The organism is Chryseobacterium mulctrae, from assembly GCF_006175945.1.
In the GTDB taxonomy this organism is placed as follows: Bacteria; Bacteroidota; Bacteroidia; order Flavobacteriales; family Weeksellaceae; genus Chryseobacterium; species Chryseobacterium mulctrae.
In genome coordinates, this window is the sequence record NZ_VAJL01000001.1 from 1,974,111 (window position 1) to 1,999,930 (window position 25,820).

The following is a 25,820-nucleotide window of genomic DNA, read 5'->3' on the forward strand; positions in this document are numbered from 1 at the left end:
TTTCCTTTGCCATTATTACAAACTTTCAAAAACGAAGTAAGAATACCTGAAAATAATGATTGGGTAGTTTTTATCCTTATCGGCTGCCTTTTTCTGTACATTTTTATGATGAATGTGATAGAGCGTGAAGCCAATCTTAAAGATTTTCTGCTGCAGAAATATTATGACTCCAGTAATAATCTTCCAAGTTGGATCATTACATCGCTTGTTACTGCTTTAAGTTTAAGTGTTCTGGTTTCTCAATATGTCCCGATTATCCCAAAATATATTGCCGACTTTCAGCCTTTCGGCTATCAACTTAATAAAATAGGATATACTTTAATAATTATTTCACTTTTTTATTTCATCAGAACAGCATTGGGCTTTTTATTTTACCAAGCGATAGGTGACGGCAAAAAATGGAGTATTTTTTATTTTACCTCCACAAAATTTCACTTCATCCTGTCAGTTTTACTGATTATTTTGTGTGTAACCCACTACTATTTCCCGATAGACAGAAATAGCGCATTTATTTATTATATTTATTTTTTCTCTTTTGTCTTCATTTTCAAGGTGTTTTTCTATTTGTTTCACAGAAACAACATCTTACCCCAGAAATGGTATTATAAATTTTTGTATATTTGCACCCTCCAAATTGCACCGCTGTTGATGCTTTGGAAGTTATTATTTATTTAATAAAAGTACATGATGAGAATAAAGTCAATATTGGTTTCTCAACCAGCGCCTAGTGAGTCTTCTCCATATTTGGAAATTGCAAAGAAGGAAAAAATAAAGATTGACTTCCGCCCTTTTATCCACGTCGCAGGAGTAGACAATAAAGAACTGAGAACACAAAAGATTGATCTTACGCAACATACTGGTATTATTTTTACCAGTAAAAATGCGATAGACCACTATTTCAGACTTGCTGAAGAATTAAGGTTTGCCGTACCAGACACAATGCGATATATTTGTCAGTCTGAGGCGATTGCCAATTATTTACAGAAGCATATTGTATACAGGAAAAGAAAGATCAGTTTTGGTGAGAAAAACTTTGCAGATCTTTTACCACTTTTCAAGAAGTTTCCTTCCGAAAAATACTTATTGCCTTCTTCGGATGTTTTGAGTCCGGATATTCCAAAAACTTTGGATGCGGCCAACATTGAATGGACGAGAGCGATAATGTACAGAACGGTTTGCAGTGATTTAACAGATATCAACATTAACGATTATGACATGTTGATTTTCTTCAGTCCGCAAGGAATAAAATCTCTACAGCAAAACTTCCCCGATTTCAAACAGGAAGATACCAAAATAGGAGTTTTCGGACCTACTACTTCAGCGGCAGCAGAAGATGCAGGTTTAAAAATAGACTTAATGGCTCCAACAAAAGAAACGCCTTCTATGACTATGGCTCTTGAAAAATACATCAAAAGCCTACACAAATAGTTTTAAAATATTTGATACAAAACAGCCGTCTTTTCGATAAAAAGAAAAGATGGTTTTTTTTTAATTAAATTTGAACAAGAATTAACATTAATGAAAGCTCCCACGGCAAAAAAAATAGAAAAAGTACTCGAAATACACGGTGACAGAAGAATTGACAACTATTTCTGGCTGAATGAAAAAGAAAATCCCGAAGTTATACAATATCTTGAAGAAGAAAATGCCTATGCAGACTTTATAATGAAAGATTCTGAGGAATTTCAGGAAGAGCTTTTTCAGGAAATGAAAGCCCGTTATAAAAAAGATGATGAATCTTTGCCTTATTTCTTTAATCAATATTGGTATATCGTGCGCTATGAAGAAGGAAAAGAGTACCCGATTTTCTGCCGTAAATATAAAACTCTCGAAAACGAAGAAGAAATTGTTCTCGATGTTAACATTCTTGCAGAAGGAGAAGATTTTTTTGAAGTTGCCAATGTTGCGGTAAGCCCGAATAACAAATTAGCATCATTTTCATCAGACAATGTTGGGAGAAGAATTTATACTTTAAATTTTAAAGATTTAAAAACCAATGAAATTCTTTCTGATAAAATTGAAAATACTACAGGAAAAGCAGTTTGGGCAAATGATAACGAACATGTTTTTTACATCATAAAAGATGAAAGTTTAAGAGCTTATAAAGTTTACAGACATAAATTAGGAACCGACACTTCTGAAGATGTTTTAATTTTCCATGAAGAAGACGAAACTTTTGATGTGAATGTTTTCAAGACAAAGTCTATGGAATATATTTTCATGGCGAGCTCGAGTACGATTTCAGATGAGCATCATTTTATTCCGGCAAATAATGTTTTTGCAGAATGGAAAGTTATTCAGCCAAGAATTGATGATCTGGAATATTCGGTAGAACATTATGAAGACGAGTTTTACATCATTACCAATGCAGATGATTCTACCAATTTTAAAATTGTAAAAGCGAAAATCGACAATTGCGGAATGGAAAACTGGGTAGATGTTATTCCGCACCGTGAAGAAGTCTTACTGGAAGGATTTGAAATTTTTAAAAATTATCTCATTCTTGAAGAAAGAGAAGAGGGCTTGCTTCAGATAAAAATCATCGACGAAAAAACTCAGGAATCATATTATTTACCTTTTTCAGATCCTACATACACCGCATATATAGGAACAAATCTAGAATTTGATACAGAAGTTCTGCGTTATGGCTACACTTCTTTAACACAGCCAAACTCGACTTACGAATATAATTTAAAAGATAAAACCACCAAACTTCTGAAACAACAAGAAGTGTTGGGTGGAAAATTTTTCCCTGAAAATTATATTTCTGAAAGAATCTGGGCAGACTCAAGAGATGGCGAAGAACAAATTCCGATTTCTTTAGTTTATCATAAAGACACTAAAAAATCTGCTGAAACTCCGGTTCTTTTGTACGGTTACGGAAGTTATGGTCACACTGTTGATGCAAGTTTTTCAAATGTGAGGCTATCAATTTTAGACAGAGGATTTATTTATGCAATCGCTCATATTCGTGGTGGAGAATATTTAGGAAGAGAATGGTATGAAGATGGAAAAATGCTGTTTAAGAAAAATACATTCTTCGATTTTATTGATGCCGGGAAGCATTTAATTAAAAAAAATTACACTTCTTCAAAGCATTTGTATGCAATGGGCGGAAGCGCAGGAGGATTATTAGTGGGAGCTGTGATGAATTACGAACCTACTCTATTCAACGGAATTGTAGCACAAGTTCCTTTTGTGGATGTAGTTTCTACGATGTTGGACGAAACCATTCCTCTGACAACCGGAGAATATGACGAATGGGGAAATCCGAATGACGAAGAATATTATCATTATATGAAAGAATATTCGCCATATGATAATGTTGAAGCAAAAGATTATCCGCACACATTGATTACGACTGGTTTCCACGATTCTCAGGTACAATATTGGGAGCCGGCAAAATGGACAGCAAAACTGAGAGAATTAAAAACGGACAATAATCTTTTAATTTTTAAAACCGACATGAGCTCGGGACATGGTGGCGCAAGCGGAAGATTTGAATCATTAAAAGAAGATGCGCTGGAATATGCATTTCTTCTAAAGATTGACGGTATGTAAATTTTAAACTTTCAATTAAACTCAAATTATAATAATATGATATTAATTATAATAATGATTACGATTACTGTCATTTACTATCTTATCCAAAGAGAAAGAATCGTTAGAAATGAAAAGAGGGAGATTTTAAAATTTAAACAGGAAGAAAAACTTGCCGAACTTCTAAAAATGGCAAAAGAAGAAGATTTAAAGAAAAAAGAAGAACAAAATAATCTCTAAATAAAAATGTATCATTCTAAAAACTGAATGAATACAGACCATATATTATGACAGAAAGTGAAATTTGGCAAAAAATAGAACAATTTTTTATTGAAAATTTTGATACCGAAAAAAACGCTCCGATTGAGACCTATTTATTCTTAATCGGCATACAGGAATTAGGAAGCGGACAACAAAAATATACCAAAGACGATAAACTAAATATCCTTCACATTGCAGTTTGCCGTTTGCTGGAACCTTTCGGGTATTTTAAGTTTTCACATTACGACGACGACGGTTATCCCCATTTTGAGGAGACGGAAAAACTTCCGGAACTGAAACCGAACGAACAACAAATCCTGATGAAAAAAGCTATTATTCAGTATTTTCAGGATGAAGAATTAATTTGAAAATTGATTAATTATATAAAAATGGAAAGTAAGTTTTACTTTCCATTTTGTTTTTTACACATCGTTACTTTAAGTAAATTTTGAAAAATCATATCGAGAAGTTTTCATTCGAATAAAAAAAATAATTTTCAAATCAATACATTCTCAACTTTTCAAATTATTAAAAATCTCTTCCAACTGGTTTAAACCCATTTTAAAACCTTCTTCAAATCCCATTTCCAATTGTTTTTTCATATCATCCTCCGATTGAAAATGGATATTCACAGAAACCTTTGTTCCTTCATCAGTTCCTGTAAAACCAATCAGCCATTGAGTTTGTGGAAATCTTGCATCAACATTTCCGTTTGCATCACAAAACGCATCAATTCCATCAAAACTCCGATGTTCATTAATCTCTCCGTATTTCACAAGAGAAAATATTTTCTCTCCTTCTGGTCCGTTCATCGAATATAGCCAAACGCCACCTTCTTCAAAATTTAATTTCTCGGTTTCACATTTCCAGGGTTTTGGAGCCCACCACAAATCCAGCAATTCAGATTTTGTAAAATACTCCCATACTTCCGATACTTCAGCAGAATAGACCTTCATCACATAAATGCTTTTTGTATGAAAATCTTGATTAAAAACAATTTTTGAGCTCATAGTTATTTTGATTTTGGTTAATAATTATCACAAGTTTCTTTAAGAAATCTACACAAAATTTATAATAAAATGTTAAAAGCTTTATTTTTAAGAAAAAATAAACAATATTTTGGCGCATTTTTTGTTTATCAAATCTTAAAATGAGTAATTTTAACATTCACAACTTTAATTTTCCAATGCAATGAATAACAAATTCATCCCGATAATCTCGGTTTTTATGACAATATCTCTTATTGTATTTGTCACGCTGCAGTTTTATTGGCTTAAAAATTATTACGTTGCATTAGAACAAGAGTTTTCTAACAAAGTTTATTCCGCTTTGGAAAATACTTCAAAAAATGTAGCAGAAATTGAAGTAGATAAGCTTTTTAATGAGAATTATGCAAATTTAAGGGACAATGTAAAAGCAAACAGCAAAAAGCCTTCTCTTACCACAATTCAGCAAACTCAGGATTCCGGAACTCAAAAATCGATTGTTTACTACAGAAATATTATTGAGACGCAACAACTTCCACTTTCAAAAAGAGGAGACTCGCTTCTTCTTACGAAAATGTATACCGATGATGCAGCATACACCGTCAAAAGGGATACTTCGCAGCGAGAATTGCTCACCTCCGAAATTAATAATGACATTGCAACCGGAGATTATAATTTTAAAGAATTTTTAAAAGTAAACGGAAACAATTTACCAATCAATAAAAGAGTTGATCCCAAAATTTTGGACTCTGTGATTACAAAAGAGCTTAGAATGAAAGGGATTACTGCCGATTTTGGGTACGGAGTTTCAGATAAAAACAATAAACTAACCAATATTGTAAACAAAGTTTTTAAAGAGAAAAAAGATGCTAATTCTTACTCTTATCCTTTATTTACCGATACCAAAGATCGTACTTTATATACATTAGCATTGGTTTTTCCTAAAAAAGAATATTCTTTGGCAATGAATAACTGGCCGATGCTTTTGGGAACTTTCCTTTCTCTTCTGACGATTTTGGGAATTTATATTATTTCAATTAATTATATGATGAGGCAGAAAAAACTGGCAGAAGTAAAAACGGATTTCATCAATAACATGTCGCACGAATTCAAAACACCACTTGCAACAATTTCTGTAGCTACAGATTCTTTGGCGAATGATAAAATTGCAACCAATCCTGATAAGGTAAAATATTACTCAAACCTTATTAAACAGGAAAATCTGAGGATGAAAAAGCAGGTTGAAAACGTTCTGAACATGTCTAAATTAGAACGAAATGAAGTAGAATTATTCCTAAAAGAAACCAATGTAAGAGAATTAATTAAGAAGACAACAGAATCATTTAATCTGATTATTCAGCAGAGAAACGGAAAGCTTACTCAAGAATTTAATGCAACTCATTATAATTTTAAAATTGATGAATTCCATATTTCAAATATGCTGGTGAATCTTTTAGACAACGCCAACAAATATTCTCCGGAAGCTCCTGAAATCAGTATTAAAACTAAAAACGAAGGACTTTGGTACGTGTTGGAAATTTCAGACAAAGGAATGGGAATGGAAACCCACAATAAGACCAAAATTTTCGAAAAATTCTTCAGAGAAGAAACTGGAAATATTCATAATGTAAAAGGACAAGGTTTGGGACTTTCTTACGTAAAAAAAATTGTAGAACTTCATAAAGGAGTAATCATTGTAGAATCAGAAAAAGATATGGGAAGTAAGTTTATCATTAAACTTCCAATGGCATAAAAAATAATTTAAACAAATAATAAAATATAAAAACATATGAGCAACAGGATATTATTAGTAGAAGACGATCAGAGTTTTGGTGCAGTACTGAAAGATTATCTTACAATAAACAATTTTGAGGTTACCCTTGCCGTAGATGGCGAACAAGGTCTAAAAGAGTTTACAGAGAGCGAATTTGACATTTGTATTTTCGACGTAATGATGCCTAAAAAAGACGGTTTTTCATTAGCTGAAGATGTAAAAAAGATTGATAAAAATACACCGATCATTTTCTTGACCGCAAGAAACATGAGAGAAGATATTTTGAAAGGATATCAGTTGGGAGCAGATGATTACATCACAAAACCATTTGATACTGAATTGCTTTTATATAAAATTAAAGCGATTCTTCAGAGAAGCTCTACATTGGAAAACGAAGAGCAGGAGCAATTTAAAATAAGCAATATTTTCTTTGATTCTATGTTGAGACAATTGAGAGTTGGCGATAACGAATACAAACTTTCGCCTAAAGAAAATGAACTTTTAAAATTACTTTGTCTTCACAGAAACGACTTTATGCCTAGAGATTTGGCATTGAGAAAAATCTGGAAAAAAGAAAACTATTTTACAGCAAGAAGTATGGACGTTTATATTGCCAAACTTAGAAAATTGCTGAAAGACGATGAAGGTTTAGAAATCATCAACGTACATGGTGAAGGTTTCAGACTTTTGGTTAAGAACTAACCGAACGTTAAAATAGCAACATAAAAATTCAAATTAGCAAAACAATTCAAAATGTTTTGCTAATTTTGTTTTTCAGGGCAATTTTTGATGTAAAATTCTAAACTTTGAATAAAAGTAAATACAAAAATTCAAAAACCATTGTCAGGAAAAATAGAAATCTAATTATGAAAAATTTACTTTTTGGGCTTTTGGCAACTTCTTTAATTGCTGTTTCATGTAAAAAAGACGAAAAACCAACATATTTAAAAGATGAAAATGGAACTCAGCAACCCAATGTTGCAATGAATAATACTCCAAAACCTTCTTTAATTGATCAGGCAGGAATAAAAACTTCCAGTGGATCTACAATGGTTACTGCTTCAGGAATGAATCCTCCTCATGGACAACCAGGTCACAGATGTGAAATACCTGTTGGTCAACCTTTAAACAGCGCTCCTGCAGCTCAAAATGCCACACCTCAAGCAGTTCAGGTAAATGGTAACAACACTATTCAGATTGATCCAAATTCTGTAAAGCCTACTCAAAATAGTCAACCTGTAAAAACTGCTCCAGGAATGAATCCTCCACACGGAGAACCTGGTCATAGATGTGATATTGCTGTTGGACAACCTTTGAATAGTAAACCTACAGCTCAGAATACTACTCCTGTACAAGCTCCGCAACCAGTTCCAACTCCGCAACCGGTAGTTGCCAATACAGGACCAAAACCAAAAAATAATCCTGCGCATGGCCAACCTTGGCATGACTGCGCAAAACAAGTAGGTGCACCACTTTAATTATTTTTTGTAAATTTGCACTGTGAAACCGATTCAGCTATTATTAATTATCTTTTGTTTGGGAATTTTTTTAATTCCTAAAGATAATTTTTATGCTCAGGCTTCAAAGGAAAATTGTTGCAAATCTGAATCTAAAATGTCGTGTTGTGAAAAAAGCCACGACAACCATAATTCTAAAGACGGTAAAAGCAAACATAAATCATGTAATGATGATTGTTGCTCTTCTTGCATGACCTGCAACACTTTCGTAGAAAATAATTTTGCGAAAAACAATACTTGGGGAATTCCCTCATTCAAAACAATCTCAAAAATTCAGGTTCAGTACGCTGATCCTTATATTTCAAACGGTTTAAAAGAAATCTGGCAACCGCCTAAACTAGGTTAATTTAAAAATGTAACAATGTATCATTCAAACAATTTACCAATGATTGTTATACTTCTACATTGTTAAATTGTTACATTAAATTCTATTAATCTAAATTTTAAACAAAATGAAATTATATTTTACCAAGGTAATCCTTGGCGCATTCTTACTATTCGCAACATTTGTATCAGCTCAAAATCTTTCTAAAAATCAGTTTAAGGTAAAAGGAAACTGCGAAATGTGCAAAGAAAGAATAGAAACAACTGCCAAAAAAGCAGGTGCAAAATCAGCACAATATTCAATAGATTCACAAATCCTTACCATCGAAACTTCAGAAAAAGTTTCACCCGAAGACGTTCTAAAAAAAGTCGCAGAAGCTGGTCATGACAATGAAAAATTCAAAGCTCCTGATGAAACATATGAGAAACTTCCGGGATGTTGTCATTACGACAGAGATTTAAAAACGGAAAATTCGAACGTAGAAAATCACAATCACTCTAAAGGTGAAAACGAATTTTTCGTGAAAGGAAATTGCGAATCTTGTAAAGCCAGAATAGAAAAAGCAGCAAAATCTGCCGGAGCAAATTCCGCAGAATGGAGCGCTGAAAAACAAACAGTAACGTTAAACTTTGATTCTTCTAAAACATCTGCCGATCAAATTCTTAAAAAAATTGCAGAAGTAGGTCATGATAATGAGAAGTACAAAACAACTGATGATGTTTACAAAAAACTTCCGGGATGTTGTCTTTACGACCGTGATATCGAGTTTGGAGAAAAAAACGAAAAGGTACACTATAACGAAACAGAAAAGGAATTTGCAGAAAAACAAGCCAACACAGAAATTTCTAATCACAGTTCTCATTCAACCGGTGAAAAAAACATAGAAGGAGTAACCATTACTGCCTCAAAAGCAGCAACTTCTATCAGTAAAAAAGAAGCTAGCTTGGTATTTAATATCGATTCTAAAGAGCTTTTAAAAGCAGCTTGTTGTAATTTGTCTGAAAGTTTTGAAACGAACGCAACTGTTGATGTTTCTTTCAGTAACGCTGTAACGGGAACGAAACAGCTTAAAATGTTAGGTTTAGACCAAAAATATACGAGTTTAACGAAAGAATTATTACCGGAAATCAGAGGTTTGGCTTCCGCTTACGGATTGAATTTCATTCCGGGAAGATGGATCGAAAGCATTCAGCTCACAAAAGGAGGAAGCACTGTAACCAACGGTTACGAAAGTATTACCGGGCAAATCAACACAGAACTTATTAAGAATTCTAAAACACCTGAAACTTCATTAAACCTTTTTGCCGATTTCAACGGAAGAGCTGAAGCAAACGTTACGCACGTAGCAGCGATTAATGATAAATGGTCTCAAACTTTTCTCCTTCATGGAAACGGAACTTTTGGAGACACCGATATGAATGATGACAATTTTCTTGACCGTCCGAAAGGAACTCAGATCAATGCAGCTTATTTATTGAATTATAACGACTTGGAGCGTTCTGGTTTTGGGTCACATTTCGGAATTAATTTCATTAAAGACGAACGAACTGCAGGACAAATAGGATTTGATAAAAAACTTCCTCAAAGTGAGCAATCACTTTACGGTGTTGGAATTGACATTTCGAGATTTCAGGTTTGGAATAAAACGGGGTATGTTTTTAAAGGAAAACCTTATCAAAGCTTAGGTTGGATGAATCAATATGTGTATCATCAGCAAGACAGCTTTTTCGGTTTGAGAAATTATTCAGGACAGCAACACACTTATTATTCTAATTTGATTTTTGAAAGTATTTTAGGAAATACCAATCATAAATACAAAGCCGGAGCGAGTTTCTTATACGATGGTTATGAAGAAAATTATTTAGTTGATAACTTTAAAAGAAACGAAATTGTTCCGGGAGTTTTTGCTGAATATACTTTAACGGGCTTAAAATATACTTTGGTTGCAGGTACAAGAGCAGATTTTCACAACTTGGCAGGAACACAGTTTACACCGAGATTGAATTTCAAATATGATTTTACTCCGCAAACTATTTTTAGGCTTTCTGCGGGAAGAGGTTTCAGAACAGCGAATGTTTTTGCAGAAAGCCAGCAATATTTTGCATCAAACAGAAATATTCAGATTTTACAAAACGGCGGAGACATTTATGGTTTAAGACCGGAAATTGCTTGGAATTACGGGGTAAGTTTACAACAGGAGTTTAAAATTTTCGGTAAAAAATCTACTATTGTTGCCGATTTTTTCAGAACAGATTTCCAAGATCAGGTTTTAGTAGATCTTGACCGTTCACCTCAGCAATTGACGTTCTATAATCTTGATGGAAAATCTTTTGCCAACTCATTCCAAACACAGTGGGATTTTACTCCTTTCAAAAACTTTGATGTAAGATTGGCATACAAATATTATGATGTTCAGGCAGATTATTTAGACGGAAGACGTGAAGTTCCTTTTATGGCAAAACACAGAGGTTTTGTAAACCTTGCTTATGCTACCAACAAAAATAAAAACGAAGGATTCTGGAGTTTTGATACGACATTGAATTGGGTTGGAAAACAAAGACTTCCAAATACTTCTACCAATCCGACAGAATTTCAATTACCGATGTATTCTGAATCTTATGCAGTTTTGAATGCACAAATCTCTAGAAATTTCAATAAAAAATTAAGAGCTTATTTAGGAGGTGAAAACCTAACTTCTTATCACCAAGAAAATGCGATTATGGATTTTAGAAATCCTTTCGGAAATTATTTTGATGGCGGAATGGTTTACGCACCCATTATGAAAGCTAACTTTTACGTTGGGTTTGATGTAACATTTTAATGTAAACTGAGATTGGGAGGTTTGTGTAATTTCCAAATTATCTCATTTTCAAATTCTCAAATTAAAAAGGCATGGTTTCGATAATTTAATGATTATGAAATCATGCTTTTTTGTATCTTTATGTTAAATTTAAACATCAAAAATTTTAATATGAAACGTAACGCAACAGCCGTTTGGAACGGCACCGTAAAAGAAGGAAAAGGACATTTAACAACACAAAGCACCACTTTAGATCAAACTCAATATTCTTTCGGAAGTCGTTTCGAAGATGGAGTTGGAACCAATCCTGAAGAATTATTGGCTGCAGCTCATGCAGGATGTTTCACCATGAAACTGAGTGCAGAATTGACTCAAGCCGGTTTTACTCCAGAAGAATTAACTACAAAATCAGTAATCACATTAGATCCTGCAGCAGGGAAAATCACAAAATCTGAATTGACATTAACCGCTAAAATCCCTGGAATTTCTGAAGAAGATTTTCAAAAGTATGCGAAGATCGCTGAAGAAGGTTGTCCTGTCAGTCAGGCTTTCAGTTTTGAGATTAGCTTGAATGCTACTTTGGAAAACTAATTACAAAGATAAAATAGGAATTATCATCAATAGGAACGGGCTTTAGCCCGTTTTTCAGTTTAAAACAAAATCAATTGGCTTTAGCCAAAACCTCAAGTTTTAGTTTTAAATTTCAATAAATTCAGCAATTAAATTTTAATTTTCAAAATAAAATATACCATTCGGTATATTTACGTATATTTGTACGTTGATTTTTGAAGATGTCAAAAGCAGAAAAGACAAAACAATTCATTATCGAGAAAACGGCAACTTTGTTTAATACCAAAGGTTATACAGCTACGTCTTTATCCGACATTACTGAAGCAACCGGCCTTACCAAAGGCAGCATCTACGGAAATTTTGAAAATAAAGACGAAGTATCTCTTGAAGTTTATAAATACAATTCGGGAATTCTCAAAAAAAGTTTAATGAGATCATTCAGCGAAGAATTTCCGACAATGTCTGATAAACTATACGCTTTTGTATCTTTTTACCGAAAAAACTGGCAATTGGTTTTTCTACATGGCGGTTGTCCTCTAATGAATGCAGCAACAGAATCTGATGACACTTTCCCCGCACTGAACAATCAGGTAAAATTATCTTTTCAAGACTGGACAGAAAACATTTCTAAAATTATTAAAACCGGCCAAACCAATAATGAGTTCAGTCAGGAAATAGATCCGGAACAATACGCTTCGCTCTTCATTATTCTTATTGAAGGCGGAATTTTGCTTTCAAAAACAACAGGCGACGAGAAACATTTAAATCTTGCTTTAGACAGAATTTTAATACTCATCGACCAAGAAATTAAAAAGAATCCTTTATAAAATAAATGGTATGGATAAATTACAGGCATTAAAATCATTTGTCGGAAAAGAATTTACCGCATCTCCTTCTCCTTTTATGAGATGGCTGAATCCTGTGGTTATTTCGGCTGAAGAAGGTCAAATTGAATTTCAGTATACCGTAAGAGAAGAATGGCTAAACCCGATGGGAAATATGCACGGCGGAGTAACGGCAGCAATTATGGACGATATTATTGGGGCAACGATGTTTTCTTTAAATGAAAAAAACTTTATTGTAACTGTAAATAACAGCATCGATTATTTTTCAACGGCAAAAGAAAATGATACTATTGTAGCTGAAACAAAAATCATTAAAAGAGGAAAACAATTTGTGAATGCGCAATGTGAGATTTGGAATGCAGACAAAACAAGACTCATCGCAAGAGGAACCTCAAATCTATTTAAAATTAATAACTAAAAATAAAATCATCATTACTGAATATCTTTTATAAACAGTAAAAATTGTGATTTTAAATGACTTAAAAATATAAACGACCACCTATGAAAAGAGTTGTCATTACAGGATTAGGCGCAGTAACGCCTTTAGGAAATAATGTTGAAGAATTCTGGCAAAACAGCATCAACGGAGTGAGTGGAGCAAACAAAATCACTCATTTCGATACCGAAAAATTTAAAGTACACTTTGCATGTGAAGTAAAAAACTTTGATCCAAAAGTATATTTAAATCACAATGAAATAAAAAGAAGTGATTTGTTTTCACAATACGCAATGTATTCATCTGCAGAAGCGATTAAAGATTCAGGATTAGAATTTGAAACAATGGATCCGTTTGATACAGGCGTAATCTGGGGAACCGGACAAGGCGGAATGTGGACTTTTGAAAGCGAAGTGATGAATTTTGCAGCCAATGATCAGAATCCGAGATTCAACCCTTTCTTTGTTCCAAAATTTATTGCCAATATGGCTTCGGGAATGATTTCTATGAAGTTTGGTCTTCAGGGAATCAATTACACAACGATTTCAGCTTGTGCAACAGGAAATACAGCTTTAATGGATGCTTTCAACTATATCCGTTTAGGAAAAGCCAAAGTAATCATTAGTGGAGGTTCTGAAGCGGCGATTACTCCCGCTTCAATTGGTGGATTTTCTGTAATGAAAGCCATGTCTACAAGAAATGATGATTTTGCTACAGCAAGCCGACCTTATGATGAAGAACGAGATGGTTTTGTAATGGGAGAAGGAGCCGGAGCTTTGGTTTTGGAAGAATATGAACACGCAAAAGCAAGAGGAGCAAAAATCTACGCAGAATTAGTAGGAGCCGCAATGACTGCAGATGCCTATCACATGACCGCACCTCATCCTGATGGAGTTGGCGCAATAAAAGCAATGCAATTGGCATTACATGAAGCAGGAGCAAACATTGGAGATATTGATTATCTGAATCCACATGCAACCTCTACTCCACTTGGAGATTTGGTTGAGCTAAAAGGAATCAGCAAATTATTTAAGGGAAGTAAAAATCTAGATTTAAGTGCCACAAAATCAATGACTGGTCATTTGTTGGGAGCGGCAGGAGCAGCAGAAGCTATTCTTTCGATTAAAGCTATTGAAAAAGGAATTATTCCGCCAACAATTAACCTTCATAAGATTGATGAAAATATTCCAAAAGATGTAAATATTGTTTTTGGTGAAGCAAAAGAAAAAAATATTCAATTTGCATTAAGTAACGCCTTTGGTTTTGGAGGACATAATGCGACTTTAGTGTTTAAGAAGTTTTCTTAAATTGTATTCTCTCGCAGATTATGCTAATTTAGCAGATAATTATTTATAAAAAATCTGCGTCATCTGTAAAATCTGCGAGAGAAAAAATTTTTAAGATTCACAATTTAATCGATTCTATCTTCATCAGAATGACATTACATTGGAAAAATTAGAATCAATTTTAATGCAAATAAAAAAGCAGCCATTTTTTTTGACTGCTTTTGTTTTATGCTTCTTTCAACCATTCTGATGAAGAAAGATAATTCTGATCAGGATAATAAATAAAAAGACAATTTTTACCTTTTATTGTATTAATTATCGGCTCCGTTAATGCTCTCGGAATTGCAGGACAACCCCAACTTCTTCCGATTCTTTTGTGTGCTGCAGCAAACTCTTCACTTACATAATCTGCTCCATGCATTACAACAGCTCTTCTGTAAGCTGCATCATTATATCCTTTATCCATTCCTAAAAGTTTTAAAGAATATCCATTATCTCCATTGTAGGTAGATTCTGTTATGTAGAAACCCATACTGCTTTGAAGAGAGCTTTCTGTGTTAGAAAAATTGGTGGCAAATTCTTCCCCTGTATTTTTCCCGTGAGCAACCAAAGAATTGAAAAGAACTTTTTTCTCGTTCATATCAATCACCCAAAGTCTTTTGGTATTTGATGACATTGAAAAATCACAAACTGTTAATAAGTGTGCATTTTCATCCAGTTTCCCAGCCTTTTTAAGATTATTAAATCCTAAAATAGCTTTAGAAAAAACATCAAAATTGAGTTTATGATCAGATTCGAATAAGATAGAATTGTAAAGTTCTTCAGAAGAACTCATTTCATTTGTGCTTTTTTTAGATTTAATTTCAACTGCAGTTTCTATTTTTTTTGTGTTGGTATTTTCATTCTTTACATTCTCATTTTTTGGAGAAACATAAAAAGAAGTCGTTACCATGTACACAATGCCTAATAAGCTATAAAATCCTTTCATTAAATATTATGTTAAATTAAAATTCCGGGTACAAATTTATAAAATCATAATTATCAATGAGTTAAAATGAAAAAAGTTTAACTCAATTTAAGAAACTTTAACTCTCAGAGATTAATTCTCAGAATCTGGAACAAACTCTAAACTTATAGAATTCATGCAGTATCTTGTCCCTGTTGGAGCCGGTCCGTCATTAAATACATGACCTAAATGAGAATCACATCTTTTGCAAACCACTTCAATTCTTTCCATACCATGAGAAGAATCGCGATTGTATCCTACTCCATTTTTATCGGCTTCAAAAAAACTTGGCCAACCGCAGCTGCTCATAAATTTCTGGTTAGAACGGAAAAGGTGATTTCCACAAACCGCACAATAATATTCTCCCAGTTCATCAAACTCATTGTACGTTCCGGTAAATGGTCTTTCTGTTGCCGCTTCTCTTGCAATAGCGTATAAATCTGGAGAAAGAATTTTAAACCATTCGTCATTAGAGACATTCAGTTTTGCAGTATCTGTTCTTGAATAATATGGATTGTTTTTTGCTTCGTTTTGCATAGAATTTATTTTAAATATTAGAAATTAATGTAAAATCTAACCACAAAAGTCGCAAAAGCTTTTTTTCTTAAAGTTTTGATTCTTAGAAATGACAAGCTCACAGGCTGTAAACATTGATGTGTACTTTTCTAAAATAGTATTAAGCTTAAATTCTTTTGTGACTTTTGTGGTAAAAGAATTACAACCAAATTTACTAAATTTGAGAATATGAATGATGAAGCCAAAAGAAAACAGCTCAGAAAATATAAAGCTTTTGCCACAGGACTTTTTGTTTTGATGGCGATTATTTTCATTGTTACTACAATTTTACAAAAGACTCACGATTCTCACTGGATTGGTTATGTTCGTGCATTTTCTGAAGCAGCAATGGTTGGTGCTTTAGCAGATTGGTTTGCTGTAACGGCGCTTTTCCGCCATCCTTTGGGTCTTCCGATTCCACACACCAATCTGATTGAAAACAGTAAAGAAAAACTAGGTGATAATCTGGGGAGTTTTGTGGTTTCTAATTTCCTTTCTCCAAAAACAATTCGTCCTTATATTCAGAAAATTAAAATTTCAAATTTTGTTGGGGAATGGCTCACAAAAGAAAGAAATCAGGAAGCTTTAATTAAAAATCTTTCGGATATTGTTCTTGATATTCTCAATAAATTGGATGATTCTGAAGTAAGTCATTTTATCAGCAAAAAAGTGAGTGAAATGACCGACGATATTCAGCTTAATAAAATTTTAGGAAATGGCATTATCTATCTTTTAGATAAAAATGACCATCAGAAAATCGTCACTAATCTTTCGAAGCAGATTAAAGAATATCTTATTGAAAATGACGGAATGATTCAGGAAAGGGTAAAAAAAGGTAGTTACTCTTTTATTCCATCATTTGTTGATAATAAAATTGCTGAAAAAATTGCGAGTGGACTTTCAGATTTCTTCAGAGAAGTGGAAGAAGATCCAAATCACGAAATCAGAGGTTTAATTACAAAAAAAATCTACGAATTTTCTAATGATTTAAAAGAAGACCCAAAATGGAATGATGAATTTAAAACCATTAAAAATGACTTCCTTAAAAATGATAAGCTGGAAGAATATTCCAATGACATTTGGCTTTCCATCAAAAAAACATTGAGCACAGAACTGCAGGAAGAAGCATCTTCATTAAAAAAATACATCACAAAAAACCTGAATGAGTTTTCTCAAAATCTGAAAACTGATGAAAATCTTCAGAATAAAATCGATCATTGGGTAAGAGTAACCGCTTATAAATATATCCTTAAAAATAGCCATCAAGCCGGAAACCTCATCAGCTCAACCGTCGGAAACTGGCAAGGAAAAGAACTCAGCGAAAAACTGGAACTGGAAGTTGGAAAAGATCTGCAATTTATCCGTGTGAACGGAACTTTAGTTGGTGGATTGGTTGGTTTGATCATTTATACGATCTCACATTTCTTCCTCTAATCAACTAAAAACTATGCTCACCCAACCATGAAAAAACTTTTAACGTTCTTATTTTCTTTAAGTTTAACACTTTTTCTCTGCCAGAAAGTTGAATTAAAAAAAATAACAGATTCATCTCAGATTTTCAAAGGAGAAATTGCAGGAGTTCCCATCACCATGCAACTTTATTTTGCAGGAATTGTCGATTGCAGCCTCTATCAATATTTTGTAGACGGATGGTATTATTACGATAAATATCAAAAAAAAATTCCTTTGACAGGCATTTACGATTATGGAAAATTGTCTTTGTATAATTTTGGCACTAAGCAAAAGCAGAATTCTAAAAGTTTCAGAGATAGCGTTACTTCACCTCAAAAAGTAGAGAAAACTGCAAAAACTGCAGAAGTTTTGCATCCTAAAGAATCTATTCTTTTTGAGCAAAACGATAAAGAAAATCCTCTTTTGGGTAACTTTTATTTGAATGGAAAAACTCAACCAGCAAAATTATTCACCGGCAACGATATGATTTACCGTTATAATAATTACCTGATTTTACCCAACAATAAAAAGATTAACACTTTTGACTTTATTAATAAACATGGAGGCAATCAATTAATTTCTTACGCTTCGGGAGAAAATGGAAATCGTGTTTTATTGTATTTTGAAGAATCATCAAATTTCAATGCGTGCGGAAGATGCGGGGCAGGTGAAGGTGAAAAAGGGTATCGCGTTTTGTACTTTACCAAAGACTGGAATTACAAAAACTATGAAGAATTTCCCACAGAAAGCTGTCTTGAAAACATATATGATACGAAAGAAACAAAATCCAAAGACAGAAAAACATTAACTTTTAAAGTAAACAAAACGGAATCTACATCTGCTTATATATTTACGGTTGATGTAAAAAATGCGTCTATTAGAAAGTCAAAATAAAAAAGAGAGTGTAAAACTCTCTTTTAATTTATCTCGAAATTCGACTCGCTCTGGTCAAAAGTTCCTGATTAATATCGTTGATCAATTGCGGACCTTCATAGATAAATCCTGTATATAACTGCACCAAACTTGCTCCTGCATCTAATTTTTCAATCGCATCTTTCGCAGAGTGAATTCCGCCAACTCCGATAATTGGGAATGCACGATTGCTTTTATCTGAAAGATATTTGATCATTTTTGTGCTTCTCTCACGAATTGGCTTTCCACTAAGTCCTCCGTTTCCGATTTCGGCTAAAACTTCAGGCGAAGTTTTCAGACCTTCTCTGTTGACTGATGTGTTTGAAACCACAATTCCATCAATTTTTGTTTCTGCAATCAGTTCGATAATTTCATCTAATTGTTGATTATTTAAATCCGGAGCGATTTTTAAAAGAATCGGTTTAGGATTTACTTTAGTTTGATTGATTCCCTTAACAGCAGTAATCAATTCTCTCAGATATTCTACATCTTCCAGTTTTGCGTGGCTTCCCACGTTCGGGCAACTCACATTCAGTACAAAATAATCTACATAAGGATGAAGACCTTCGAAACAATCTAAGTAATCCTGAGTGTAATTTTCAGGCGTTGTGTTGGTATTTTTTCCGATGTTTCCGCCGATGATGATTTTTCCTTTATTGCCTTTCAATTTTTGAATAGCAGCTTCCAGACCGTCATTGTTGAAACCCATTCTGTTGATAATTCCACCATCTTCAATCAAACGGAACAATCTTTTCTTAGGATTTCCAGTCTGGGCTTTTGGAGTTACCGTTCCAATTTCTACAAATCCGAAACCTAAATCTCCCAATTCGTTGAACAAAACAGCATTTTTATCAAAACCTGCAGCTAAACCAACTGGATTTTTGAATTTTAATCCGAAAACTTCTCTTTCCAGACGCTTGTCAACAATAGGTTTTGGTAAGAATAATTTGGTTAGAAATCCAAAATTTTTAAGCATCGAAAAAGTAAAGTGATGCACTTCTTCGGGATCAAATTTGAAAAGAATCGGACGAATGAGCGATTTGTACATTGAAAAAAAGTTTTACAAAAATACTCATTTTAAATTGAATGAATTCTTGATGTGTGATATTTTATTTGAATAAGGGTTATTGATTCTTTTAAACACAAATATTTTGCACGAATAGACAATTAAAATCTGTTTAATTTCCTAAATCTGCGAGAGCTTTTTTAACGCAAAGATTTTATTTACTGAAATATATTTTAAGGAGCAAAGAATTAATCAACAAGTTGATTTGATGAAGCTAATGTTTAAGCTTTGCGTAGCAAATTTATTTGCCTTAGCTTTTCTAAAATCAAAATTTTGAATAATAAAATCTTTGCGTTAGAATAACCGCAAAGTTTGTCGTTCCGTAGGAATTTCAACAGTTGAAAAGTAAAAAAAGTATAGATTCTACGCTTCACTTCGTTACGCTCTGAATGACAAACTTTATGTAAATAAGAAATAATTACAAATATGAACTCAAATCAAAATTTAAAATATCTCCTACTCTTTTAAACTCATCATCTATCGTGGCATTTACCTTGATTCTTTCATTAGAAATAGGATGGTTGAAAATCAATTGATGAGCGTGAAGCGTCATTTTGTTGATATCAAATGTTTGAAGCCACAATTTATTCTGCTTGTTGCAACCGTGTTTACGGCATCCCAAAATCGGATGTAAAATATGCTTAAAATGCTTTCTCAACTGATGAAATCTTCCAGTTTCAGGAATTGCTTCTACCAAACAATATCTCGAGGTTTGATGTTTTAAAAAAGGTAAATCTATTTCTGAAGTCTGTAAACGACGATAGCGTGTAACTGCGTTTTGCTTGACTTCATTTTCATTAATCAAATTATAATCGATCGTTTCTTCTTCTTTTGCCCAGCCTCGCAAAATGGCGATGTATTTCTTTTCAACCACTTTTTCCTCAAATTGAGTGCTCATCATTCTCAGCGTATCTTTATCTAAAGTAAACAACAAAACGCCCGAAGTTTTTCGGTCTAAACGATGCACAGGATACACTTTTTGCCCGATTTGATTTCTCAATTCCTGAATTGCATACGTATCTGCTTCGCCCGAATAAAAAGACTTGTGAACCAATAATCCGCTTGGTTTATTGATGGCAATAAGATGTTCGTCTCGATAAAGAATTTCTAACATCCGGCAAAAGTAGAGATTTCAAATCTATTTGTTAAAACCTTTACTCAACTTTAAAAGTCTGTTTTTCAATTTTTGATAAGTTTAGCCCTGATTGAGCGACATGTTTGAGCTCATTTTATTAGGTTTTGCGCGGCGGCTCCGCCGCCGCGCAAAACCTAATAAAATAGCGAGTAGCGAAAGCAGGTTCCCGGCTCCTAATAATTTCAAAGTTAAAAACTTCCATCTTCCATCTCCCTACTTCCCGCTTTTTCACTATTTTTGCAACTCAGACGTAAAAAAATTATGGCAAAGCAAGAAGATGTTTTCAAGAAAGTGATTTCTCACGCTAAAGAATATGGTTTTATTTTCCCTTCGAGTGAGATCTATGACGGTTTATCCGCTGTTTATGATTATGGACAGAATGGCGCAGAACTGAAAAATAATATCAAACAATATTGGTGGAAAGCGATGGTACAGCTTAACGAAAATATTGTAGGTATTGATTCGGCAATTCTGATGCACCCGACTACTTGGAAAGCTTCGGGCCACGTTGACGCATTCAACGATCCTTTGATTGACAATAAAGATTCTAAAAAACGTTTCAGAGCAGATGTTTTGGTGGAAGATTACTGTTTGAAAATTGAAGATAAAGAGAATAAAGAAATTGAAAAAGCTGCCAAAAGATTCGGTGAGTCTTTCGATAAAGCACAGTTTGAAGCGACCAATCCTAAAATTTTAGAATACAGAGCAAAAAGAGAACAAATCCTTTCAAGATTGGCTAAATCTTTGGAAAATGAAGATCTTGCTGATGTAAAAGCTTTAATTGAAGAATTGGAAATTGCTGATCCTGATACGGGTTCTAAAAACTGGACGGAAGTAAGACAATTTAACTTGATGTTCGGAACTAAATTAGGAGCTTCTGCAGATTCTGCAATGGATCTTTATTTGAGACCGGAAACCGCTCAGGGTATTTTCGTCAACTTCTTAAACGTACAGAAAACTTCACGTCACAGACTTCCTTTCGGTATCGCTCAAATCGGAAAAGCATTTAGAAATGAGATCGTTGCAAGACAGTTTATTTTCAGAATGCGTGAATTTGAACAGATGGAAATGCAGTTTTTCGTTGCTCCGGGAACAGAACTTGAATTCTACGAACAATGGAAACAAAAACGTCTTAATTGGCACTTGGCTTTAGGATTAGGAAATGACAATTACAGATTCCACGATCATGAGAAACTGGCGCATTATGCAAACGCTGCGGCTGATATTGAATTTAATTTCCCATTCGGATTTAAAGAACTTGAAGGTATTCACTCAAGAACAGATTTCGACTTAAAAGCTCACGAAGAGCATTCAGGAAGAAAACTACAGTTCTTCGATCCTGAAAGAAACGAAAACTATGTTCCTTATGTTGTTGAAACTTCTGTAGGTTTAGACAGATTATTCCTTTCAATTTTCTCTCATTGTTTAAGAGACGAAGTATTGGAAGACGGTTCAGAAAGAACAGTTTTATCTTTACCTCCAGCTTTAGCGCCAATTAAAGCAGCAATTCTTCCATTAATGAAGAAAGACGGTTTAGCTGAATATGCAGAAAAAATATTCGATGATTTGAAATATGATTTCAATTTATTCTACGAAGAAAAAGACGCGATCGGAAAACGTTACAGAAGACAGGATGCAATTGGTACACCTTACTGTATCACCATCGATCATGATTCTCTAACAGATCACACTGTAACGATAAGAGACAGAGACACGATGCAGCAGGAAAGAGTTCCGGTTTCTGAATTGAGACGAATTATCGACGAGAAAACGAACTTCAGAAATTTACTTTCTAAGATATAATTAATAAGCCCTGATTTTTTCAGGGCTTTTTTGATGCTTGGTTTTAAAATTATTCTAAATTTGTTTAAGACCAAATTCTTATGATTATTCTTTTTTATATTACTCTTTTTCTGGTAACCGTGGTAGTTTTATTCTACATTTTCGGATATGCTTATCTCTTTAGCGGAATTTCGAAAACCTATCTTCGTGGAAAATCGAGCGCAAATATTGATGACGGAAAACTTTTTACAAGTAACATCATTCACACAACAAAACCTGTTCTTTGGGATGAACATACTGATTACAACAAAAAAGATTTACCTAAAAATATCGTCGATGATTTAATTCAGTCAAACACGGCTTCATTTCTGGTCATAAAAGATGGAAAATTATTGCATGAACAATACTGGAACGGCTATAACGAACTTTCGAAAACCAATTCGTTTTCTATGGCAAAAGCGGTTACCGTTATGCTTTTCGGGAAAGCTTTAGAAGAAGGAAAAATTCAGAATATTGACAATAACTTTTCTGAGTTTTATGATGAATTTAAAAGCAAACCTTTCGGTAGAGATTTAACTTTAAAGCATCTTGCTCAAATGGAATCTGGTTTAAACTGGGATGAAAATTATAAAAATCCTTTTCTTCCAAACGCTCGAGCGTATTACGGAAAAAGCTTGATAAAGGCTACATTCTCGAGACCATTTAAAGAAAAACCTGGTGAAAGATTTGAGTATCAAAGCGGTTCTACTCAACTTTTAGGGTTTGCAGTGAAAAAAGCAGTCAATCAGACTTTAGCAAGTTATTTATCTGAAAAATTCTGGATTCCGTTGGGAATGGAACAAAACGCAGATTGGAGCGTTGACGAAAGCGGAATGGAAAAAACATATTGCTGTATTCACTCCAACGCAAGGGATTTTGCAAAATTGGGGCAGCTATTTTTAGATGACGGAAAAGTAGGAAATGAACAGGTTTTAAATTTAGATTTTATTGAACAAATGAGAACTCCTACCAAAAAATCTGATGAAATCTATGGAATGGGACTCTGGATTAACCATGACAATCCTATCAAACATTATTATTTCCTCGGTCTTCAAGGTCAATATATTATTATGATTCCTGAACATAAAATGGTGATTGTAAGAACCGGAAGCTACAATAATTTACCAAAAACAGACAGAGGAAGACCGGATCAGGTGAAATTTTTGGTGAATGAAACTGTGAAATTGTTTGTATAAAGGTTAAGGTTGAGGCTAAGTTCGAGTTTGAAAATATTTTGACTCATGAATATTAAGGTAAAGAAAGGGTAAGGAAATACCTGAAAATATTTACATTAAGCACAAAACTAAATTCAAAAATATCTTAACCTTAAAAACTAAAAGACCTTTACTATTTTAAAAATTAAAATTTATGATAAAATACAATCCTTTGGTGGATGAATATATTGAGAAATCTCCGGATTTTTCAAAGCCTATTTTAAACCATATCCGGGAAGTTGTACATGAATGTTATCCCGACATGGAAGAAGCGATCAAATGGAAGTTTCCGACTTTTATGTATAAAGGAAAAATTCTTTGTTCAATGGTTTCATTTAAGCAATATTGCAGCATGGGATTTTGGTTGCATGGTGAAATGCAGACGATAAAAAATCTTGAAACGGACGTTGAGAAAACCAATATGTTTAGCCTTGGAAAGATCACCAAACTCGAAGATCTTCCTTCAAAACCTCAGCTTAAAAAAATTATTCTTGAGGCAATGGAACTTACCGATATGGGAGTTAAATTGAAAAAAGCAGCGCCCACAAAAACAGAAACTGCAGTTCCTCATGAGTTTCAGAATGTTTTAAATCAAAATAAAACAGCTTTGGATATTTTTCAAAAAGCAGCGCCTTCTTTCAGAAAAGAATACATCAACTGGATCACGGAAGCCAAAACAGAAACCACCCGAAATAAAAGGATGGAACAAGCCATAGAATGGATCTCAGAAGGAAAAGGCAGAAACTGGAAATATGAGAAAAAGAAATAATTTAGTGGAAGTTGGGTGATGGAAGCTGGAGGTTTACAAGTTTGAAAATATTTTTTGCTTTTAAACTAGGTTTTTAGTGAAATCTGAAATTCGCTTCGGGAAGCGTATTGTTTTTAAGAAAAGCTTCGTATTCAGGTGACATTTGAGCTCGGCCGAAAGTATTTTGCCCACTCATACTTCCGAGACGCACTTTATCTTTACCGTATTTTTTATTCATTGCATCCATTGCTTTCATTACAGGCAAATGCTGATTCTGGCTGTCTTCTTCAAATAGATTAATCAACCGTTGATCTTCCGGGACAAAATCGTTGACGATAACGCCTGCTTTTTTATAATGAAAACCTTCTTCAAAAATAGATTCAAACAAATCATTCACGACTCTGCCAATAAGAATCGATGAATTGGTAGGGTTTGGCAGAATCTGAGTTTTAGCATTTCTATATTCTGGTAAATCTTTTCTGAAACGATTGGTTTGTACAAAAACTGTGACCATTTTGCAGCAGGTGTTTTGCTTTCTCAGTCTTTCTGAACAATACATTCCAAAGGTTTCTACACGTTCGCGTACGTCCTCTTTTTTGGTAAGCATTTCCATAAAACTTCTCGTCACTGCAATCGATTTTTTAGGAGACGGAGTATCTAATTCCAATTGACGGATTCCTTTCAGTTCATTAATCATTCTTACGCCATGAATTCCCATGATTTTGCGAACCCACATTTCCGGTTTTTGGAGCAAATCCCATGCTTTATAAACTCCGTTGTCATTCATTTTTGCTCTAAGCTTTCTACCTATTCCCCAAACATCACCGATGTTGAGCCATTTTAAAGCTTTTTCAATTTTTTCGGGAGTATCTAAAATATAAACTCCTTCATTAAATTTTTCAGGAAAGTCTTTTACAATTCTGTTGGCCACTTTACACAAGGTTTTTGTAGGCGCAATACCGATGCTTACAGGAATATTTTCTTTATCCTGAATTTCTTTTTTAATTTTAACACAATAATCATGAGTGTCGATGTATTTAAAACTTGTGAGGTCTAAAAATAATTCATCAATCGAATATACTTCATAATCAGCTTTATCAACATAAGAGGCTGAAATCTCAATAACTCTCTGACTTTTAAAATTATACAATTCAAATTTAGCAGAAAAACTCTTTACATCATGTTCCTTAAAAAGTTCTTTGTACTTAAACGCAGGAGCCGCCATCGGAATCCCCAAATCTTTCGCTTCTTTACTTCGAGACACAACGCATCCATCGTTGTTGGAAAGCACCACAACAGGTTTGTTTTCAAGCGAAGGATCTAAAGTTCTTTCACAGGAAACAAAAAAATTATTGCAATCGACTAAAGCGTACATGATATGAAAAAACAACTGTTTGAAAGTACAAATCTATAACTTTTAAAACAGAATTTCATATTTCAATAAAAATTTAACACCACGTCTATTTAATTCAAAATCAAACAATTAAATACTTTAAAACACGTCACGTTTTGTCGCAATAATGTATTAATCAGTGTTTGCAGAAAGTTTATTTTTTCATTTAAAATGACAC

Annotated in this window: 25 protein-coding genes; 19 read left to right on the forward strand and 6 right to left on the reverse strand. The window is 33.6% G+C overall.

The annotated features are described in order from the left end of the window. Positions 1–6 precede the first annotated feature (6 nt). From FDY99_RS08860 to FDY99_RS08880, 5 genes are all read left to right on the forward strand, one after another. Positions 7–675, forward strand: a complete 669-nt coding sequence (locus tag FDY99_RS08860; protein WP_139420812.1) for a DUF4271 domain-containing protein — start codon at positions 7–9, stop codon at positions 673–675. A gap of 12 nt (positions 676–687) precedes the next feature. Beyond that, positions 688–1,428, forward strand: coding sequence for a uroporphyrinogen-III synthase (locus FDY99_RS08865; RefSeq protein WP_074231235.1), 741 nt, complete (start codon positions 688–690; stop codon positions 1,426–1,428). A gap of 90 nt (positions 1,429–1,518) precedes the next feature. Further along, the gene (locus FDY99_RS08870; RefSeq protein ID WP_139420814.1) at positions 1,519–3,561 is read left to right on the forward strand and encodes a S9 family peptidase; all 2,043 of its coding nucleotides are present in this window, start codon (positions 1,519–1,521) and stop codon (positions 3,559–3,561) included. A gap of 36 nt (positions 3,562–3,597) precedes the next feature. After that, positions 3,598–3,780, forward strand: a complete 183-nt coding sequence (locus FDY99_RS08875) for a hypothetical protein (RefSeq protein WP_139420816.1) — start codon at positions 3,598–3,600, stop codon at positions 3,778–3,780. Positions 3,781–3,827: 47 nt separating this feature from the next. Beyond that, a complete protein-coding gene (locus FDY99_RS08880) occupies positions 3,828–4,169 on the forward strand; it encodes a hypothetical protein (RefSeq protein WP_066676445.1) in 342 nt (113 codons plus the stop codon). 144 nt (positions 4,170–4,313) lie between these two features. Here FDY99_RS08880 and FDY99_RS08885 read toward each other — a convergent pair whose 3' ends face one another. Next, entirely contained in the window at positions 4,314–4,811 is a 498-nt protein-coding gene (locus tag FDY99_RS08885) for an SRPBCC family protein (protein ID WP_139420818.1), read from the reverse strand. Between the two features lie 181 nt (positions 4,812–4,992). Between FDY99_RS08885 and FDY99_RS08890 the strand changes: the two genes are divergently transcribed. The 9 genes from FDY99_RS08890 to fabF all read left to right on the forward strand — a co-directional run bounded on the left by FDY99_RS08890 (position 4,993) and on the right by fabF (position 14,361). After that, positions 4,993–6,540 carry a sensor histidine kinase gene (locus FDY99_RS08890; protein WP_139420820.1) on the forward strand — a complete coding sequence of 516 codons (1,548 nt, stop codon included), beginning with the start codon at positions 4,993–4,995 and terminating at the stop codon, positions 6,538–6,540. 36 nt (positions 6,541–6,576) lie between these two features. Then, positions 6,577–7,263 (forward strand): response regulator transcription factor, encoded by a 687-nt coding sequence (locus FDY99_RS08895; RefSeq protein ID WP_074230805.1) that lies wholly within the window; start codon positions 6,577–6,579, stop codon positions 7,261–7,263. A gap of 164 nt (positions 7,264–7,427) precedes the next feature. Next, a complete protein-coding gene (locus FDY99_RS08900) occupies positions 7,428–8,039 on the forward strand; it encodes a hypothetical protein (protein WP_139420822.1) in 612 nt (203 codons plus the stop codon). A gap of 58 nt (positions 8,040–8,097) precedes the next feature. Then, entirely contained in the window at positions 8,098–8,424 is a 327-nt protein-coding gene (locus FDY99_RS08905; RefSeq protein WP_228418728.1) for a hypothetical protein, read from the forward strand. A gap of 106 nt (positions 8,425–8,530) precedes the next feature. Then, complete coding sequence (locus FDY99_RS08910) at positions 8,531–11,224, forward strand: TonB-dependent receptor domain-containing protein (protein ID WP_185148721.1); 2,694 nt, start codon at positions 8,531–8,533, stop codon at positions 11,222–11,224. Between the two features lie 150 nt (positions 11,225–11,374). After that, complete coding sequence (locus tag FDY99_RS08915) at positions 11,375–11,794, forward strand: OsmC family protein (RefSeq protein WP_139420824.1); 420 nt, start codon at positions 11,375–11,377, stop codon at positions 11,792–11,794. A 200-nt stretch (positions 11,795–11,994) separates the two neighbouring features. Continuing rightward, positions 11,995–12,600 (forward strand): TetR/AcrR family transcriptional regulator, encoded by a 606-nt coding sequence (locus FDY99_RS08920; RefSeq protein WP_139420826.1) that lies wholly within the window; start codon positions 11,995–11,997, stop codon positions 12,598–12,600. A gap of 10 nt (positions 12,601–12,610) precedes the next feature. Further along, positions 12,611–13,036: a PaaI family thioesterase gene (locus FDY99_RS08925; protein ID WP_074230800.1), complete on the forward strand. Its 426-nt coding sequence runs from the start codon at positions 12,611–12,613 to the stop codon at positions 13,034–13,036. 83 nt (positions 13,037–13,119) lie between these two features. Continuing rightward, positions 13,120–14,361 carry a beta-ketoacyl-ACP synthase II gene (gene fabF / locus FDY99_RS08930; RefSeq protein WP_139420828.1) on the forward strand — a complete coding sequence of 414 codons (1,242 nt, stop codon included), beginning with the start codon at positions 13,120–13,122 and terminating at the stop codon, positions 14,359–14,361. 205 nt (positions 14,362–14,566) lie between these two features. Here fabF and FDY99_RS08935 read toward each other — a convergent pair whose 3' ends face one another. Beyond that, positions 14,567–15,328, reverse strand: a complete 762-nt coding sequence (locus FDY99_RS08935) for a murein L,D-transpeptidase catalytic domain family protein (protein WP_139420830.1) — start codon at positions 15,326–15,328, stop codon at positions 14,567–14,569. Positions 15,329–15,439: 111 nt separating this feature from the next. Continuing rightward, entirely contained in the window at positions 15,440–15,883 is a 444-nt protein-coding gene (gene msrB / locus FDY99_RS08940; RefSeq protein WP_102979715.1) for a peptide-methionine (R)-S-oxide reductase MsrB, read from the reverse strand. A 207-nt stretch (positions 15,884–16,090) separates the two neighbouring features. Here msrB and FDY99_RS08945 point away from each other — a divergent pair, with 207 nt between their 5' ends. Together FDY99_RS08945 and FDY99_RS08950 are read left to right on the forward strand one after the other, a co-directional pair. Next, positions 16,091–17,335, forward strand: a complete 1,245-nt coding sequence (locus tag FDY99_RS08945; RefSeq protein WP_139420831.1) for a DUF445 domain-containing protein — start codon at positions 16,091–16,093, stop codon at positions 17,333–17,335. A 27-nt stretch (positions 17,336–17,362) separates the two neighbouring features. Beyond that, on the forward strand, positions 17,363–18,247 hold the full coding sequence (locus FDY99_RS08950) for a hypothetical protein (RefSeq protein ID WP_139420833.1): 885 nt from the start codon (positions 17,363–17,365) through the stop codon (positions 18,245–18,247). A gap of 28 nt (positions 18,248–18,275) precedes the next feature. On the opposite strand, the gene FDY99_RS08955 is transcribed toward FDY99_RS08950, so the two are convergent. Together FDY99_RS08955 and FDY99_RS08960 are read right to left on the reverse strand one after the other, a co-directional pair. Next, on the reverse strand, positions 18,276–19,313 hold the full coding sequence (locus FDY99_RS08955) for a quinone-dependent dihydroorotate dehydrogenase (protein ID WP_139420835.1): 1,038 nt from the start codon (positions 19,311–19,313) through the stop codon (positions 18,276–18,278). 436 nt (positions 19,314–19,749) lie between these two features. Continuing rightward, a complete protein-coding gene (locus FDY99_RS08960; RefSeq protein WP_139420837.1) occupies positions 19,750–20,445 on the reverse strand; it encodes a pseudouridine synthase in 696 nt (231 codons plus the stop codon). Positions 20,446–20,727: 282 nt separating this feature from the next. Here FDY99_RS08960 and FDY99_RS08965 point away from each other — a divergent pair, with 282 nt between their 5' ends. The 3 genes from FDY99_RS08965 to FDY99_RS08975 all read left to right on the forward strand — a co-directional run bounded on the left by FDY99_RS08965 (position 20,728) and on the right by FDY99_RS08975 (position 24,270). Further along, complete coding sequence (locus tag FDY99_RS08965; RefSeq protein ID WP_102979730.1) at positions 20,728–22,269, forward strand: glycine--tRNA ligase; 1,542 nt, start codon at positions 20,728–20,730, stop codon at positions 22,267–22,269. Between the two features lie 80 nt (positions 22,270–22,349). Beyond that, on the forward strand, positions 22,350–23,483 hold the full coding sequence (locus FDY99_RS08970; protein ID WP_139420839.1) for a serine hydrolase domain-containing protein: 1,134 nt from the start codon (positions 22,350–22,352) through the stop codon (positions 23,481–23,483). A 172-nt stretch (positions 23,484–23,655) separates the two neighbouring features. After that, positions 23,656–24,270 (forward strand): YdeI/OmpD-associated family protein, encoded by a 615-nt coding sequence (locus FDY99_RS08975; protein WP_139420841.1) that lies wholly within the window; start codon positions 23,656–23,658, stop codon positions 24,268–24,270. Positions 24,271–24,343: 73 nt separating this feature from the next. Here FDY99_RS08975 and FDY99_RS08980 read toward each other — a convergent pair whose 3' ends face one another. Continuing rightward, entirely contained in the window at positions 24,344–25,624 is a 1,281-nt protein-coding gene (locus FDY99_RS08980; RefSeq protein WP_139420843.1) for a Y-family DNA polymerase, read from the reverse strand. Positions 25,625–25,820: the final 196 nt, after the last annotated feature.